A 13,532-nucleotide genomic window follows, 5' to 3' on the forward strand; every position below is an offset into this window, starting at 1 on the left:
CTTTTTTTGCTGTTAAGGAGGAATTAGAATGCGTTTAGTCATCGCAGAGAAAAGAGATCAAGCTAAAAAATTAGCCGCTCCATTCCCGCATCAAGAAAAAGACGACTGCATCGAGATTAGCCCATGTCCGAACTTTCCAAAAGGCGGGTTTATCACATGGGCAGCTGGGCATCTAATTGAGCTTATAGATCCCGAGAAATATGACCCAAAATATGAAACCTGGCGGTTTGAGGATCTGCCGATCATCCCGGACCCATTTAGGCATACAGTCACCAGAGAAAAGTCCAAACTTTACAACAATATCAAAACGCTCGTACATGATCCTCGTGTGACTGAGATTACGAATGCATGTGACCCCGCGCGCGAAGGGTCTCTGATTTGTCATCTCATCCTGAAAGTAGCTGGAAATCAGAAACCAGTAAACCGCCTATGGACCAAATCTCTGACCCCACAGGCCATTAAAAAGGCTTTTGACGCACTCATCCCGGAAGAAGAGAAGATTGGCCTTTACTACGAGGCAGAAGCCCGCCAGCGGGCCGACTGGCTTGTAGGGATGAATTTATCGCGGGCTTACACCCTCAAACTGAAGGAGAAGAAATACAACGGGCATGTATTCTCCGTCGGCCGTGTTCAAACAGCTCTTTTAAGCCTAATCGTGAAGCGCGAACTGGAACGAGAATCATTTGTATCAACCCCGTTTTGGGAAGTCTATGCAAACTTTGATATGGATGGAGCTACTTACCTCGGTAAATGGTACACCGGCGGTAAAGACCGCATCGAATCATACGAGAAAGCCAATGCCCTCGCTACTCACTGTTCTGGCAAACCAGCAACCGTTGAAAAGGTGGACGTGGAGCAAATTGAGGAGCTCCCGCCGCAATTATTTAGTATGTCATCGATTCAAACAGCGGCAAATAAACGGTATAAATTCTCACCAAAACAAACGGATGCTGTGCTTCAATCGTTGTATTTGGCGGAATACATCTCCTATCCCAGAACGGATAATCCGTACATAACGGAAGATGATGCACAGCCACTCCCGCTCATCCTCGAGCAGATCGGTAAGCTTCCGCCTTATAGCGGCCTCCTACCGGCACCAATGGCAACCCTCATCGGAAATCAGCGTTATGTAAATGCCGATAAGGTTTCAGATCACTATGCGCTATTGCCAACCGAAAAGGTACCGGATCTGAAATCCCTTAGTGATGATGAACAGAAGATTTATGACATGATCGTAAAAAGACTTATTGCTGCTCATTATGAATCAGCACTTGTGGAGAAAACTACGATTCATACCTACGTGGATAATCGCTTTTCGTTTAAGACCAGCGGAAAAAGACCGCTTCGCGAGGGATGGCGCACGGTTTATGCGGAAGAGCAGAAAGAAGATGCTCCAGGTGATGAAGAACTTACGGCAATACCACCAATTCAGGCCCATCAAACGGGCAGGACTCTTGCTGTCGAAACGAAAGAAGGCAAAACAACCGCTCCGCAGCGGTTCACGGAGGGTGACTTAATTCCCTTAATGATTAGTGCCGGCCGCACGATCGAAGATAAAGAGCTTGTGAGCGCCTTAAAGGAAGCCAAGGGGCTTGGTACAGAGTCGACCCGCTCCGGGATGATTCAAACTTTGAAGGCGCGAAAGTACATTGAGGTCAAGTCCAATCTGGTATATCCCACCCGCCTCGGACGGCTCATCATTGAAGCTGTGGGTGAATCTGTCCTGACCAGCGCCGAAATGACTGCTCAGTGGGAAATGCGACTCGCACAAATCGGGAAAGGCAAAGCAGCTGCAGATGACTTCATAGCAGAGATAAAGAAGTTAACTGCCCAGCTTGTCAGCGAATGTGGTCCCAACGTGTCAAAAATGCCCGATAACCGGTGGGAAGACAACGAACTCACCAAAGGCAAAGGCGAACCAAACAAGGGTGAACAGGCAAAGGGCGGCGGCACATCGTCGCCAACCGGAGGCAGCCCAGGCAGAAAATCAGGACCTGTCAATCTCAATGCGAGCCATGCGGCCGATAACCCAACAAGGGCACCATACGCCGGTCCCGCTTCCGGATCTCCTCCAACGGCTGGTACCGGAACGCCTGTTGTAAATCCATCAGCTCCAAATGTGTACCTCGGAACATGCCCGGAATGTGCCGCAGGACAAATCGTTGATCGGGGAACCTTCTATGGTTGCCTTCATTATACGGAAGGCTGTCGCTTTACCTTCAATAAGGTAATCTCCGGTGTGACGATCACACCTGATCTAATCGTCGAGCTGCTGGAAACTGGGCAAACTCCGCTGATATCCGGGTTCAAAAAACGCGGAAAAGAAAATGAGACGTTTGAGGCCGTCCTTACTATCAAGTCGGGTAAGTTGAGCTGGAGATTCCCCAACTGGAACGCCATCAAATTGCCCACGAGACTGCTCTTGCCCGATGATGCAGATAAAGAGCTCAGCCAAGAACAGCACAAGCAGATTCGATCACTGGAGACAGCCTGCTCGACCCTGAAGCTCCCGGCAAAGGTAGTGAACGTCGTAAACGGTCCAATCATTACCCGGTACGAACTTACTCCGGACGCGATGGACATCAACGTGAAACGCTTTGACACGTACAAGGCGAACTTCCAAATGGCTTTACAGGCGGAACGGATTGCAATGCAAATACCGATTCCCGGTACGAAGCACATCGGTATAGAGGTTCCAAGTCCCACCCCTTATGTGGTGAACCTGCGAAGCCTTCTGGAGAACAAGGAGTTTCTCGCAAAGAAGGAAAGCCTTTCGTTTCCGGTTGGCACGGATCTGCACGGCAAACCAGTGTTTGCAAACCTCGCCGAAATGCCGCATCTCTTGATTGCGGGAACCACCGGAAGCGGCAAATCCGTGTGTTTGGGCTCGATCATCGTGAGCCTTCTCTTTGGCAATACACCTGATGAGCTTAAATTCGTGTTCATTGATCCGAAGCGGGTAGAACTCATCGCGTATCAATCCCTGCCGCATCTTATGCTTCCTGTGGTGACCGATATGAACAGGGCGGAGGACGCGCTTATGAAAGTTATCGAGGAAATGGAAAGCCGGTATGAGCTTTTCAAGGATATGCGCGTCAACAACATCCAGAGCTACAACGAAAAGATCATGCTGGATAATCCGGACAATCCGAAGATGCCTTACCTGGTCGTGGTTATCGACGAGTTCGCTTCCCTGATGCTGACGGCAAAAGACAAAGGCATGGAGAATATCGTCATCCGCTTGTCTCAAGAGGCGAGGGCGGCAGGTATTCATATGGTGCTTGCCACCCAGCGTCCTGTGGCCAAAGTCTTCTCACCTACGATCAAAGCAAATTTGCCCACGAGAATATCCTTCATGGTCACCAGCACGAATGAATCAATGGTTATCCTGGACGAGCCAGGTGCGGAAGGGTTGCTTGGGAAAGGCGATATGTATTTCAAATATCGCAATCTCAAGAAGCGTCTCGTTTCACCTTTCGTGAGTGGTCCGGAGATCAACCGAGTGGTTTCGTACATTCTCATGAAGCAATCCAATCAAAGCGGGCAGCCAATTGCCCCTCATTGAAAGTTGCAGCTTGCCGGGCGCCTGCCTGATAATGAAGGCACTTAACCCCCAATCTGAGGAGGATGAAAGATGAATAATGGAATTGATTTTTCAAAATACCCTGTCGCGCAGCAGATCATAGAAGAGACGGAATTACAGGACGAGATTCACGAATACCCGATGATTATGATGGGGAAGGACGAGACTGCTGTGAATATGGCCGAAATGCTGTTGCTCTGTAAGGCGGCAATGGCCATCTCCATACCACTACGCCAGAGGTCAAAGGTAAGCTCGAACTACTATCTCAATCAAATCAGAAATAAAGCGCACGTTCTCGCCCAGTCGGAGGCATTACGCGAGTATGGTTTATCTTTTGAGGATCTGGACCACATGGTTCCCCATCAAAATAGCTTGTTCGGAACTTAGTAGATACGGAGAGAAGGGAGCGTACCAGACGTTCCTTTTTCTTATATTTTAAGGAATTTGAAGAATTTGTTTGATATAATATAGTTCACAAGTCCTTGTTTCAACTATTGGGGGGCAAAAGAACATGAAGAGACGGGTTATGACCGGTGAAGGGCCCCAATACGATCCAGAGAAGGTAGGAGAAGCGATTAGGCAGATGCGAAATCTAGCAAATCTGACCTTATCCGCGTTGTCGGGCAAGATAGGCATTCCCCAATCGAAACTGAGCTATATTGAGACCGGTAAGTATAAAAAGGTCCACAACAAAGATATTGAACGAATAGCAGCTGGTTTAAAATGTAAAGTGGATAGCCTATTAAACCAATCCACACTCAAAGACAACCCGCAAGACGAAAAAATCGCGATGGATATTGACACCATCCGTAGTTATTTGTTGCTTGCCCGCAATAAAGAAGTGGCTGCAATGATACAGAAGCTTGAGGCTGAGGTTAACACTGAAAGCATTTATTACCCACTGCTCCTAAAAGTTAAAGGGGATTACTTTCGTAACATAGGGGATCAGAAAAATGCACTTCGATATTATGATCGCTTGGAATCAATGGCACAAACCACAGAAGAAAAAATAACGAAGAAGCCAATATTAGAAGCGATCATTGCATCGATCAGCACCATTTATGAAGCGGGAGATTACATTAAAGCAATTCGTAAAAGCCTTAACCTCATAGACGCTTTTAATAAATCGGCTGTTGATGAATGGGACTTGGCTCGCGAGAAATACGCCACATACGCAAATCTCGCTCTTTTTTATCTGGCCACTTCGGAAATTGGAAGTGCTAAAGCCGCAGCGCAAAAAGCATTCGATATCGCTAAGAGCCACGACACGGGTCTGCTTGCCCACATCCAGTATCTTTATGCACTCATTTTATTTCTCAACGAAGAATACAAAGAATCCGAGCGTAACTTAATGGAAGCCATCCGAGAGTTCAGGTTCCGTAAAAATACGCGCCTACTCACAAAAGCATTACTGGCCCAACACGCTTTTTTCTACACCCAGCCCGATAAGTACAGTAACATCCTCACCGTACTGGAACAGATCGTTCTCGATGGAGCAGATCCTTGTGGAGAAACCTGCAAACGGAATCCCCTCTATCATGATATTTGGAATACTGCTATTGAACGGCATATATCTGCAGGTAGCATAGAGAAGGCGAAAACACTCCTGGACCGAATGTATGCGCTTGAACATAACAATATCAAAACCAGTTACCTTATGGCTAAATGGTACGAAGCCCAAAACGATCATGACCAATACATCCAGTACCTTCGGAGAGCGATAGAAGAAGCGGAAGCTGGCCGATCCGGTGTCACTCCGCATGAACAAGGTCACTACATGCTCGAATACTTAGCCAATCTCGTCCCGACGGAGAAACAACTTATCACAAAAGCTAAAAATAGTTTTCAATCGAACCCACCGTTTGTAGCTACCGTCATAAAGGATCTCCTAACTGCACCCATATCCTAAAAACAAAGACCTCCCGGCTATGGCTAGGAGGTTTTTTGGTATTCAATACGAATGCGATAAGGCGGCATGAATCACAGGCTTACTGTTTAATATGTAATCGGCGAAAACCTGGGCGATTACGGGATCATATTGTGTCCCGGCGTTATGCAACAGCTCTCTGGCTGCCTCACATTTATCTCGAGCATAACGATACGAACGGTTAGTTGTCATGGCGTCAAAGCCATCAGCTACGGCGACGATGCGAGCAGCTAATAATAGCTGATCACCCTTCAGCCCGTGAGGATATCCCTTTCCATCAAAGCGCTCATGATGATGCAGTACAACGTCGGTTATTCCCCGTTCATTAAACTGCACCTCATCCCGCAACAAGCTGTATCCGATCGTTGTATGCTCTTTCATAACTACCCATTCGTCTGCAGATAGGCGGCCGTTCTTGTTCAGAATTGATTCCGGCACGCCAGCCTTGCCGATATCATGCAGCAGAGCACCCAGGTAAAGGTTGAATTTTTCTTCCTCATTCAGTCCGAGCAGCTCGCCGATCATATAGGAGTAGGCGGCCACATTCTTTGAGTGAGACCATGTGTAAGGATCTCGGACATTAATGATCTTGGCGAAGGCCAAGACGTAATCGAAAAATAGGTCCTGAAGATTACACATCATTTGCCTCCTCCGCAATGAGTTAAGATTTTTCCCGCTTCCGCCTCCATGATTGTGTGATCCATACAATCACGCCGATAATGACCATTGGCCACACGATAAACACTTGACTGAGCATGAAGAAAATTCCGTTTAAAGCAAAACCCTTAGTTTCTTGCGGCGTATCCCACAGAAACATCACCCATGTAATGATCGTTCCGATCAAAAGCAATATATATGGAAGTCGGTAATTACGTTGTTTGGCGGCATAGGTGCCATATGTGTAAGCCAGGGCAAAAATCAGAAATACTATCGTTGTTGGGTCCATGAACTTTTGTTCACCGCTTTTCCGATCATTTCTTATCTCCTTTTAGCAAAAAAAGCACGCGAAACCCAGACCATAACGGTCCGAGCATCGGTGCTTCCGCTGCCCAAAAGTATTATTTATCATGTTAAATCTGCAGTACGATTTTATCATGACTGCTTTGTTTGAACCAAACAAAATTATTGACACAATTCCCCATTGACCGGATAATAAAGGTAACTAAATGAATCGTAATCGACCAGAGAAGCACTCAGGTTGGGGGATTTCCCCTGCCTGAGTGCTTTTTTTCGTTAAAATACGGTTCCTCAAAAATGAGACCCACAATGAAAGATGCTACGATAAAACTTAATTGGACTAAGGGAGGATTAATCATGATCAATCTTCGACCACTTGAAGCTGAAATTATCGAGGCCATAAAAGCCGGCCAGGAGTTAGTTAATATCCGTAAGCAAGTTCAAAAGGCGCCGCGTTATTTTAGAAACACGATTACACGCATGGTTGAGCTCGGTGTGCTTGAGAAAATCGAAAAAGGCATGTACGCTGTAAAAGTGGAGAAATACTCGGTCCGGCCTGACGGTGAGGTTATTGAAGAACGCAAACGGAAGACCAGAAGCACAATGATGCCAATCATTCCGGATGTTGCCCCTACCGCAATCGAGCTGATCCGCGCAAATTATCACAAGATGCTTCGTACCCCTCTCCTCAAGTTACTTCGGAATAACGGGTTTCCGATGAACAAATTTGAGCTGAACCTTCTCATCATGAAAGAAGGCATCTCCGGCAGCGCTCTCGAAGCAGATCAGGAGACAGCCTAAAGGCTGAGGAGGGTTTAGTGAGCGGGCCGTTCCGGTGAAAGTGAATTCCTGGGGGGAAAAAGATGCAAGAACCGATAGACCGCAGCGGGGGTAAGCGAATAGATATTTTAGATTTCAAGAAAATCGATGCTGTTCTTCCGGACGGTGACCTATCAGACGTTGAAATATATCTTCGCTCCCTGACCCTTGATGCCGATAGGAACTTACGCATCTTCGAAAGAGCGGGCATAAAGAAGATTCATCTTACCAAACACGCGAAGGACCGGTGGGATAGCCGCGTCGGGCCGGCAAACATAGAAGAAGCAGATCTGACCGAGCGAATCACCACAATGAGTTTAGATCTCGGGCGGATTGAGCTGCTCTCCAAGGAATGCGGGCTAATCGACAACGACATCGTGTTTATCTATGAAAAGCATAACGATCAAATGAACATCGTGACTTTCTACGGAAGAATTAGTCATAGGCCGGCACTCCATGATGTGAAGCAACTCAAAATATTCAATTACAAGGAGCTCGACGACGCTAATTTTGAACTCACCCGAAATGAACTGAACGAACAGATACTTCCACCGGTTCCGCAAAAGCGGTTGAAATACAAAGGTTCATTCGTGCTTTATACGCTGGATGCTTATGCTAATCAAACGGATGCCATTTTCCATCTTACTGAAGTGTCCCCCCAAGGCAGCGGACAATCTTACTTTAGGTTGCGTGACACCGACATACGTTTGAGCAAAAGTACCGTAAAGGCTTTACGGTATTTGGGATATGGAAGAACGCAGAAATAGCTGGCACCCACTTAAGGTTGCCGCTATTTTTTTTCAAAGGTCAAATCTTGAGAAATGCGGTGAAGACGTGCAAATGATAAAAGGCAAAACGGAGACTGTTCAGAAGGAATTGGAAGAATATTATACGAGCATTAAAGGAATAGTCCTTTTCCGCACGGGGCGAAGCGAATCAATAACCTATCCGAAATACAATATGCTGCACACGGCTCAGTCCATCAATATCTGCTTCACCGGTGAAAGCATGCACCAGATGACCCTTTTCCATAACAAACAAACAGGAGAGGCATGCGCCTTTATCCTCGGAGGTGAAATTGATATACCGCGAATTATGAATGCAGCTGGCGAAGCCGTACTAACCATCTATGGCGAATATGGATTTAGAGCCTGCAGAGCAGTCCTTATGTCTTTCGGTAAGCACCTGGAAGATGCTTTGGGCGAATTCGCAATGAAGTCAGAGCAACAGCAAAGTACAGACGACTTGGCGGTAAATATCCGAATTGACGAGCTTGAGGCGCTCCAGAACGTTGACTGGATCGAAGACATTCTCTTGAAGGGCACCGATACGGAGGAATGACTATAGAAAAATAGCCCCTTTCATTTTGTTCGAGACCCCTCTGCTGGTGATATACTGACTTCACATTCAACCCGGTAGGAGGAGTCAGATACATGTTCCTGGACAATATCACAGTTAAGCCCTCTCAGCCCTGTTTCACTCGATTTCAAGGTGATCTGCTTTTCCAAGAGGCGGCAGCCCATGTTCAACAGAAACGGAAGGTCTTTATCGATTTTTCCGGCATCCACACATTAAGTCCTTCCTTCTTCATCGGTCTATTTGGCGAAATGTCCATTGAACAAATGAAGGCCATTATGGTAATTAATTTGGAGGACGCTGGCTGGGCAATCATGCGGCGAGTGGTAAAAGAGGCCATCGAAGGTACTCGCAACTTTCAGAGGGGCTTTTTTCAAGCGGTGAAGGCCAACGGCCATCTGAACCCGCTTCTCCACGATAACGGTGTACTGCGTGTCTATACCAGGAATGGAACGTCCGAATGGTCCAAATCAACCTTATCGGCACAAGAGGTGTCTCCTGAAGAATACGATCGGCTCATCATGGAGTACCACGCCATCAAACAAGCTGCAGTTGAGAAGAGTCAACAGCGATCCACTCAAGGCATGCGGTGCGATCGGTGCGGGCATCCATTCAGCACAATTATCGGAAAGCGGAAGCACAAATGCATGGCGTCTGCGTAGGGGAGGCATATTATGAAGTCATTTTCAAATGAGGATATTCAGCGGTTAGGCTATTTCCATTGTTATGACGACGATCGTAAAGGCGAAGTTGAGCTCCTCTCATACACAGATGATTTTGATATTACGTTTCACTGTAAATGTTGTGGGGAAGAGGAAAACTTACGACTTATTGATATGTTTGACAGGATCGGGTATTCCTCAATTCCCTTTATGTTCGAATACGCCAGAAACCTCAACGATCCGGATCCATCGAAGCTGAACACACTGGATAAGAAACTATCCCTCAACACAGAGGATGCTCAAAAAAGCTTCATATTATGGTTTGATGGCAGCATTAAGCGAATCCAGCAAGATAGCTGGAGGCTATGGAGTCTGGAAAACCACTTCACAAAGGAGTTAAATGAGAGCAGCTGCGCCATGTTCATGTGTGTGTCCCCCTTTGGCTGTCTGATCTTCCGTTATCGTAAAGATATATCAGAATGGGTGGAAGTAACCATAATATGAAGGCGCTATTCGGCCTAAGGAGAAGCGGCGGCGTACCGGCGCGTGAACTCAAAGGATTCAAATTTAGAGGCACCTATGCTATAATGACGGCATATATTATTTTCTCTATTTTTGGATGGGTAGCCAGGCGGCATGCCATCTATCGTGGATTTAAAAAACGCTTTGCTAAGAGCGATAATTCCTGTATTTTTTGCGGGTAAATTGTCCCTTTTACCAAGGCGTTTTTTTATTTTGCCTTGAAAACTAAGCAGGGGAAGGTGTAACGGATGAGATTTTATTCCAAAGAAAAACTGAACGCGCTTCAAGCATATTTGAAGCTTGAGAGCGACAGGGAGATGCGCGTGTGGTCCGACAACTCCATCACACTAAGCGATGACGAGAAGATGGAATACTACGTGACAAAGGGCACTCGAAAGTACGAAGAAAGGGTTGGCCGGAAAAACGGGTTCAATATCTCTCGAACGCGCGGCTTGGTCGCAGGATAATGACGACAGATCGCATTGCCCTAATCACCGAGTCGAGCAATCGCTCCGGAAGCCCCGCTCCAGCCTGCCAGTTCTACTACAGCACGCGGAGCCGTTGGGTTTCGGCCATCATCGACTATATGCGCTCAAGAGAGTTTCCTGAGGAGCGTATATACTTTTTGAGTACCCAGCATGACCGGTTAATCGGTTTTCGCGAAACGTTGGCGCCATACCCGGTTCTGGAGGCGCTGCCGGGGAAAGCGGTATTCACCGCATATGCGGAGCGGGTCGTATTGGACATCATGCTGCAGTTCCCCGACAAACCACTTGTTGAGATTCATGCCGGCCGAGCCTTCTCCGATCCACTGCGCGACATCCTGGAGCGGGAAGGCATACCGTATCGGATCTATGGCGATGGAATTTCGCTTGGACAGAAGGATCGCTATTATCATGACCTGATGGATGAAGAGCGCAATTTCCGGCGTCTCAAAGAAGTTCAGAGGGAGAAGTGGAGTCTGCTGTCTCTCATTGAGTACAGGAGCGTACACGAAGCCAAGCGCGTTGTGGAATCGTTTGAGAAGCAGGCGGAACTGTACGGGGTAGAAATCATCTTAGGAGAGCTGAAGGACATGCTGCAGAAGCATTATCAGCGGGAGAAAGATGCCAGGCAAGCAAGAGACGAGTATGAGGAGATGTTGACAGAGGATGTGAGCGACGAGCTCGAACGCTTTCTACGCAATAAGACAAAGCTCGCCGATATGTTCTCCAACATCGACCTTTACGAATCCCTCAAGAGCCAGTACGGGAAGCTGTTTGCAAAATTCACCCGCTTCCTTCTAAAGAAGAGCTATGCTGAGCAGATTGAAAACCGCATCAGCGAGACGCTGCTTCGGCTGCAGGTGTCATTGCTAAAATGAAGTGTTCGAGAGGAGTAGTGGAAACAATGAATATTACGGATTATCCGCGGTTGGAGGTTGGGGACAAAGTAATGTGTCCGATCGAACGTCTACCAGGAGTGGTTGAAAGTGCTCGAGATGTTAATCCGGAACGGTTTAATGCTGTTCAATGGGTGAGAGTTCGGTTTTTACCGAATCATAAGCTAATCATCTCAGCTGAAGGTGCATCGCACGGATTCGTCCCGGCGTAAGCCGCAGAAGCCAATGCAATAAAAAACGCAACGATGAATGTGGGTGTAGAGCATGAAGAACTATTTTTGCTTGAGGTATAGGAAACCGCTCTGATTCAGGTGCGAATGAAGGAGCAGGGGCCCCGTATAGGTAGAGGGCTGGCGGGAATTAAATCCCCTGTTTGGAGTCCATTGTGGCCGCCTTCGCGCTTACATCTCTAACCGGAGAAGAGTAGCAGCTGCGCTTCCTCAATATAAGCGCAGCGTGGGAAACGAAGATCCCAGCCTTCCGAATTCAACGAATGATGGAATTCGGAAACGAGGGGTTTCCTATGGCAACAAAAGCAAATAGAAGTGGCGTGACATCCGTACTAAGGTGGTTTGGCGGTAAGGGACATTTGGCAGATGCCATCATCAATTTAATACCGGAACACCATACTTATATTGAGCCATTTTCCGGGGGCGCTCACGTTTTGGCACAAAAGTCCCCCAATATGAGTAAGGTTGAGGTCTATAATGATATTGATGAAGGCGTGGTAAATTTCCTTCTCCAGCTCACGGATCCGGATAAAAAGAATAGATTGATTGAGAGACTTGAGCAGTTGCCGACGTCTCGCGTGTTATTTGATCGTTGGAGGAATGAGCCGGCACCCGACGATAAGTTCGAGGCTGCCGTCCGATACTTTTATATCCTGCGGCAAAGCGTCGTTCCAGCAAACAATGAAAAGAGCGGGTGGCGTTTTGGGAAGGTAAAATCGGGGGCAGCAGACTATATATCAGCTGTGGCCAAGCTCGATGCTTTTGCAAAACGGATGCTCAGGGTCAATTACGAGTGCAAAGACTTCCGTTATATTATCGATAAGTATGACGCACCTAACAGTTTTCTGTTTTGCGATCCCCCTTATCAATTTCGGGAAAACAGATACTTAGGCAACAACACTGAGCAGATGCACATTGACCTCCACGAGAAGCTCTCAAAAATCAAAGGCAAGTGCCTGGTCAGCTACTATCATAGCGACTTGATCGATTCGCTCTACAAGGACTGGAACCGAGTAGAGATTCAAGCTGTGGTGGGAAATTATATCACGACAGGCACGAGACGCCGAGAGACTGAAGTGTTGTTCTTAAATTATGAACCGACACGAGAGTTAAGTTTCTTTTAATTCTCATCAGCGTGTCATCAGGGAAGATCCAATGTGGGTCTTCCCTCTTTTTATGGGAGGTGGATTCAGTAAGCCAAGTTGGTCAGATGGTATAATGAGGATAATCAAAACGATGATAAAATAGCCAACCAGAGGGGAAATCCAAATGAACAAAGTATCGAAACGATTGCTCGCATGCTTAATAATGATGGCTCTAACGATAACGGGAACAGCTTGTACTTCAGGGAAAAATCCGCTCCAAGCCGCTTCCGTTCACCTCCCTACCCAACAGTCACAGAATGTGGTGGCAGCAACTCCACAACCTTCTGCAGAGAAATCCGGGGGTACAGAACGCAAGCTCATTGACGCTAAGGTACTGAAAGTCTCCGACGGCGATACAATGACCATTTTGATCAATGGGAAGAAGGAAACCATTCGTTTATTGCTTGTCGACACCCCAGAGAGTGTTCACCCTAAAATTCCGGATCCGCAGCCATACGCCATCGAAGCCTCGAATTACGCCAAGAAGATGTTGAACAACAAAAAGGTGAAAATTGAGATCGATGTATCGGAGCGGGACAGATACGGGCGCCTGCTATGTTACCTGTATATTGGTGAAAAAATGTTTAATGAACTATTACTTGAGAAGGGATACGCGCGTGTGGCGTATGTGATCCCGCCGAATGTTAAATATGTCGACCGGTTCAGGGCCATTCAGAAGAAAGCACAGCAACAAGCGATTGGAATCTGGAGCATCGAAAACTATGCTCAAGAGGACGGTTTCGACACGAATGCGGTTAAAAAAGAATCATCTCCGAGCAAATCCAAAACTACTGCGCAACCAGTCAAACCGAAAACGGAAGAGCAGGTATATTATAAGAACTGCTCAGAAGCGAAGAAAGCGGGGGCCGCACCGGTACGAAAAGGTGATCCTGGGTACGGGAAGCATTTGGATAGGGACGGCGACGGAATTGCTTGTGAGAGATAATCCA

General features: G+C 47.1%; 15 protein-coding genes. 13 read left to right on the forward strand and 2 right to left on the reverse strand.

The window, feature by feature from the left end; translation table 11 throughout:
* Window positions 1–28 precede the first annotated feature (28 nt).
* From IEW11_RS19145 to IEW11_RS19155, 3 genes are all read left to right on the forward strand, one after another.
* Window positions 29–3,565 carry a DNA topoisomerase 3 gene (locus IEW11_RS19145; protein WP_188532675.1) on the forward strand — a complete coding sequence of 1,179 codons (3,537 nt, stop codon included), beginning with the start codon at window positions 29–31 and terminating at the stop codon, window positions 3,563–3,565.
* 69 nt (window positions 3,566–3,634) lie between these two features.
* A complete protein-coding gene (locus IEW11_RS19150; protein ID WP_188532676.1) occupies window positions 3,635–3,970 on the forward strand; it encodes a hypothetical protein in 336 nt (111 codons plus the stop codon).
* Between the two features lie 124 nt (window positions 3,971–4,094).
* Window positions 4,095–5,492: a helix-turn-helix domain-containing protein gene (locus IEW11_RS19155; RefSeq protein WP_188532677.1), complete on the forward strand. Its 1,398-nt coding sequence runs from the start codon at window positions 4,095–4,097 to the stop codon at window positions 5,490–5,492.
* Between the two features lie 42 nt (window positions 5,493–5,534).
* On the opposite strand, the gene IEW11_RS19160 is transcribed toward IEW11_RS19155, so the two are convergent.
* Window positions 5,535–6,149 carry an HD-GYP domain-containing protein gene (locus tag IEW11_RS19160; protein ID WP_188532678.1) on the reverse strand — a complete coding sequence of 205 codons (615 nt, stop codon included), beginning with the start codon at window positions 6,147–6,149 and terminating at the stop codon, window positions 5,535–5,537.
* 22 nt (window positions 6,150–6,171) lie between these two features.
* Window positions 6,172–6,456, reverse strand: a complete 285-nt coding sequence (locus IEW11_RS19165; RefSeq protein WP_188532679.1) for a hypothetical protein — start codon at window positions 6,454–6,456, stop codon at window positions 6,172–6,174.
* A 368-nt stretch (window positions 6,457–6,824) separates the two neighbouring features.
* On the opposite strand from IEW11_RS19165, the gene IEW11_RS19170 reads away from it, so the two are divergent.
* The 10 genes from IEW11_RS19170 to IEW11_RS19215 all read left to right on the forward strand — a co-directional run bounded on the left by IEW11_RS19170 (window position 6,825) and on the right by IEW11_RS19215 (window position 13,528).
* The gene (locus IEW11_RS19170; protein ID WP_188532680.1) at window positions 6,825–7,268 is read left to right on the forward strand and encodes a hypothetical protein; all 444 of its coding nucleotides are present in this window, start codon (window positions 6,825–6,827) and stop codon (window positions 7,266–7,268) included.
* Window positions 7,269–7,330: 62 nt separating this feature from the next.
* Entirely contained in the window at window positions 7,331–8,053 is a 723-nt protein-coding gene (locus IEW11_RS19175; protein WP_188532681.1) for a hypothetical protein, read from the forward strand.
* On the forward strand, window positions 8,034–8,627 hold the full coding sequence (locus IEW11_RS19180; protein WP_188532682.1) for a hypothetical protein: 594 nt from the start codon (window positions 8,034–8,036) through the stop codon (window positions 8,625–8,627). The genes IEW11_RS19175 and IEW11_RS19180 overlap by 20 nt, the downstream gene beginning before the upstream one ends.
* A gap of 92 nt (window positions 8,628–8,719) precedes the next feature.
* The gene (locus IEW11_RS19185; protein WP_188532683.1) at window positions 8,720–9,304 is read left to right on the forward strand and encodes a DUF4325 domain-containing protein; all 585 of its coding nucleotides are present in this window, start codon (window positions 8,720–8,722) and stop codon (window positions 9,302–9,304) included.
* 12 nt (window positions 9,305–9,316) lie between these two features.
* Window positions 9,317–9,808 (forward strand): hypothetical protein, encoded by a 492-nt coding sequence (locus IEW11_RS19190; RefSeq protein WP_188532684.1) that lies wholly within the window; start codon window positions 9,317–9,319, stop codon window positions 9,806–9,808.
* Between the two features lie 266 nt (window positions 9,809–10,074).
* On the forward strand, window positions 10,075–10,293 hold the full coding sequence (locus tag IEW11_RS19195; protein ID WP_188532685.1) for a hypothetical protein: 219 nt from the start codon (window positions 10,075–10,077) through the stop codon (window positions 10,291–10,293).
* Window positions 10,293–11,189 (forward strand): DUF6884 domain-containing protein, encoded by an 897-nt coding sequence (locus IEW11_RS19200; protein ID WP_188532686.1) that lies wholly within the window; start codon window positions 10,293–10,295, stop codon window positions 11,187–11,189. The genes IEW11_RS19195 and IEW11_RS19200 overlap by 1 nt, the downstream gene beginning before the upstream one ends.
* A 26-nt stretch (window positions 11,190–11,215) precedes the next feature.
* A complete protein-coding gene (locus IEW11_RS19205; RefSeq protein ID WP_188532687.1) occupies window positions 11,216–11,419 on the forward strand; it encodes a hypothetical protein in 204 nt (67 codons plus the stop codon).
* Window positions 11,420–11,730: 311 nt separating this feature from the next.
* A complete protein-coding gene (locus IEW11_RS19210) occupies window positions 11,731–12,561 on the forward strand; it encodes a DNA adenine methylase (RefSeq protein ID WP_188532688.1) in 831 nt (276 codons plus the stop codon).
* 145 nt (window positions 12,562–12,706) lie between these two features.
* The gene (locus IEW11_RS19215) at window positions 12,707–13,528 is read left to right on the forward strand and encodes a thermonuclease family protein (protein ID WP_188532689.1); all 822 of its coding nucleotides are present in this window, start codon (window positions 12,707–12,709) and stop codon (window positions 13,526–13,528) included.
* Window positions 13,529–13,532 lie beyond the last annotated feature (4 nt).

The sequence above is a fragment of the Paenibacillus abyssi genome, from assembly GCF_014640295.1.
GTDB lineage: Bacteria > Bacillota > Bacilli > Paenibacillales > Paenibacillaceae > Paenibacillus_D > Paenibacillus_D abyssi.

Excerpts from the sequence above, each read along its gene's own strand:
- IEW11_RS19145 (WP_188532675.1), top strand. The coding sequence starts at position 29 with ATGCGTTTAGTCATCGCAGAGAAAAGAGATCAAGCTAAAAAATTAGCC.
- IEW11_RS19150 (WP_188532676.1), top strand. The coding sequence starts at position 3,635 with ATGAATAATGGAATTGATTTTTCAAAATACCCTGTCGCGCAGCAGATC.
- IEW11_RS19155 (WP_188532677.1), top strand. The coding sequence starts at position 4,095 with ATGAAGAGACGGGTTATGACCGGTGAAGGGCCCCAATACGATCCAGAG.
- IEW11_RS19160 (WP_188532678.1), bottom strand. The coding sequence starts at position 6,149 with ATGTGTAATCTTCAGGACCTATTTTTCGATTACGTCTTGGCCTTCGCC.
- IEW11_RS19165 (WP_188532679.1), bottom strand. The coding sequence starts at position 6,456 with ATGGACCCAACAACGATAGTATTTCTGATTTTTGCCCTGGCTTACACA.
- IEW11_RS19170 (WP_188532680.1), top strand. The coding sequence starts at position 6,825 with ATGATCAATCTTCGACCACTTGAAGCTGAAATTATCGAGGCCATAAAA.
- IEW11_RS19175 (WP_188532681.1), top strand. The coding sequence starts at position 7,331 with ATGCAAGAACCGATAGACCGCAGCGGGGGTAAGCGAATAGATATTTTA.
- IEW11_RS19180 (WP_188532682.1), top strand. The coding sequence starts at position 8,034 with ATGGAAGAACGCAGAAATAGCTGGCACCCACTTAAGGTTGCCGCTATT.
- IEW11_RS19185 (WP_188532683.1), top strand. The coding sequence starts at position 8,720 with ATGTTCCTGGACAATATCACAGTTAAGCCCTCTCAGCCCTGTTTCACT.
- IEW11_RS19190 (WP_188532684.1), top strand. The coding sequence starts at position 9,317 with ATGAAGTCATTTTCAAATGAGGATATTCAGCGGTTAGGCTATTTCCAT.
- IEW11_RS19195 (WP_188532685.1), top strand. The coding sequence starts at position 10,075 with ATGAGATTTTATTCCAAAGAAAAACTGAACGCGCTTCAAGCATATTTG.
- IEW11_RS19200 (WP_188532686.1), top strand. The coding sequence starts at position 10,293 with ATGACGACAGATCGCATTGCCCTAATCACCGAGTCGAGCAATCGCTCC.
- IEW11_RS19205 (WP_188532687.1), top strand. The coding sequence starts at position 11,216 with ATGAATATTACGGATTATCCGCGGTTGGAGGTTGGGGACAAAGTAATG.
- IEW11_RS19210 (WP_188532688.1), top strand. The coding sequence starts at position 11,731 with ATGGCAACAAAAGCAAATAGAAGTGGCGTGACATCCGTACTAAGGTGG.
- IEW11_RS19215 (WP_188532689.1), top strand. The coding sequence starts at position 12,707 with ATGAACAAAGTATCGAAACGATTGCTCGCATGCTTAATAATGATGGCT.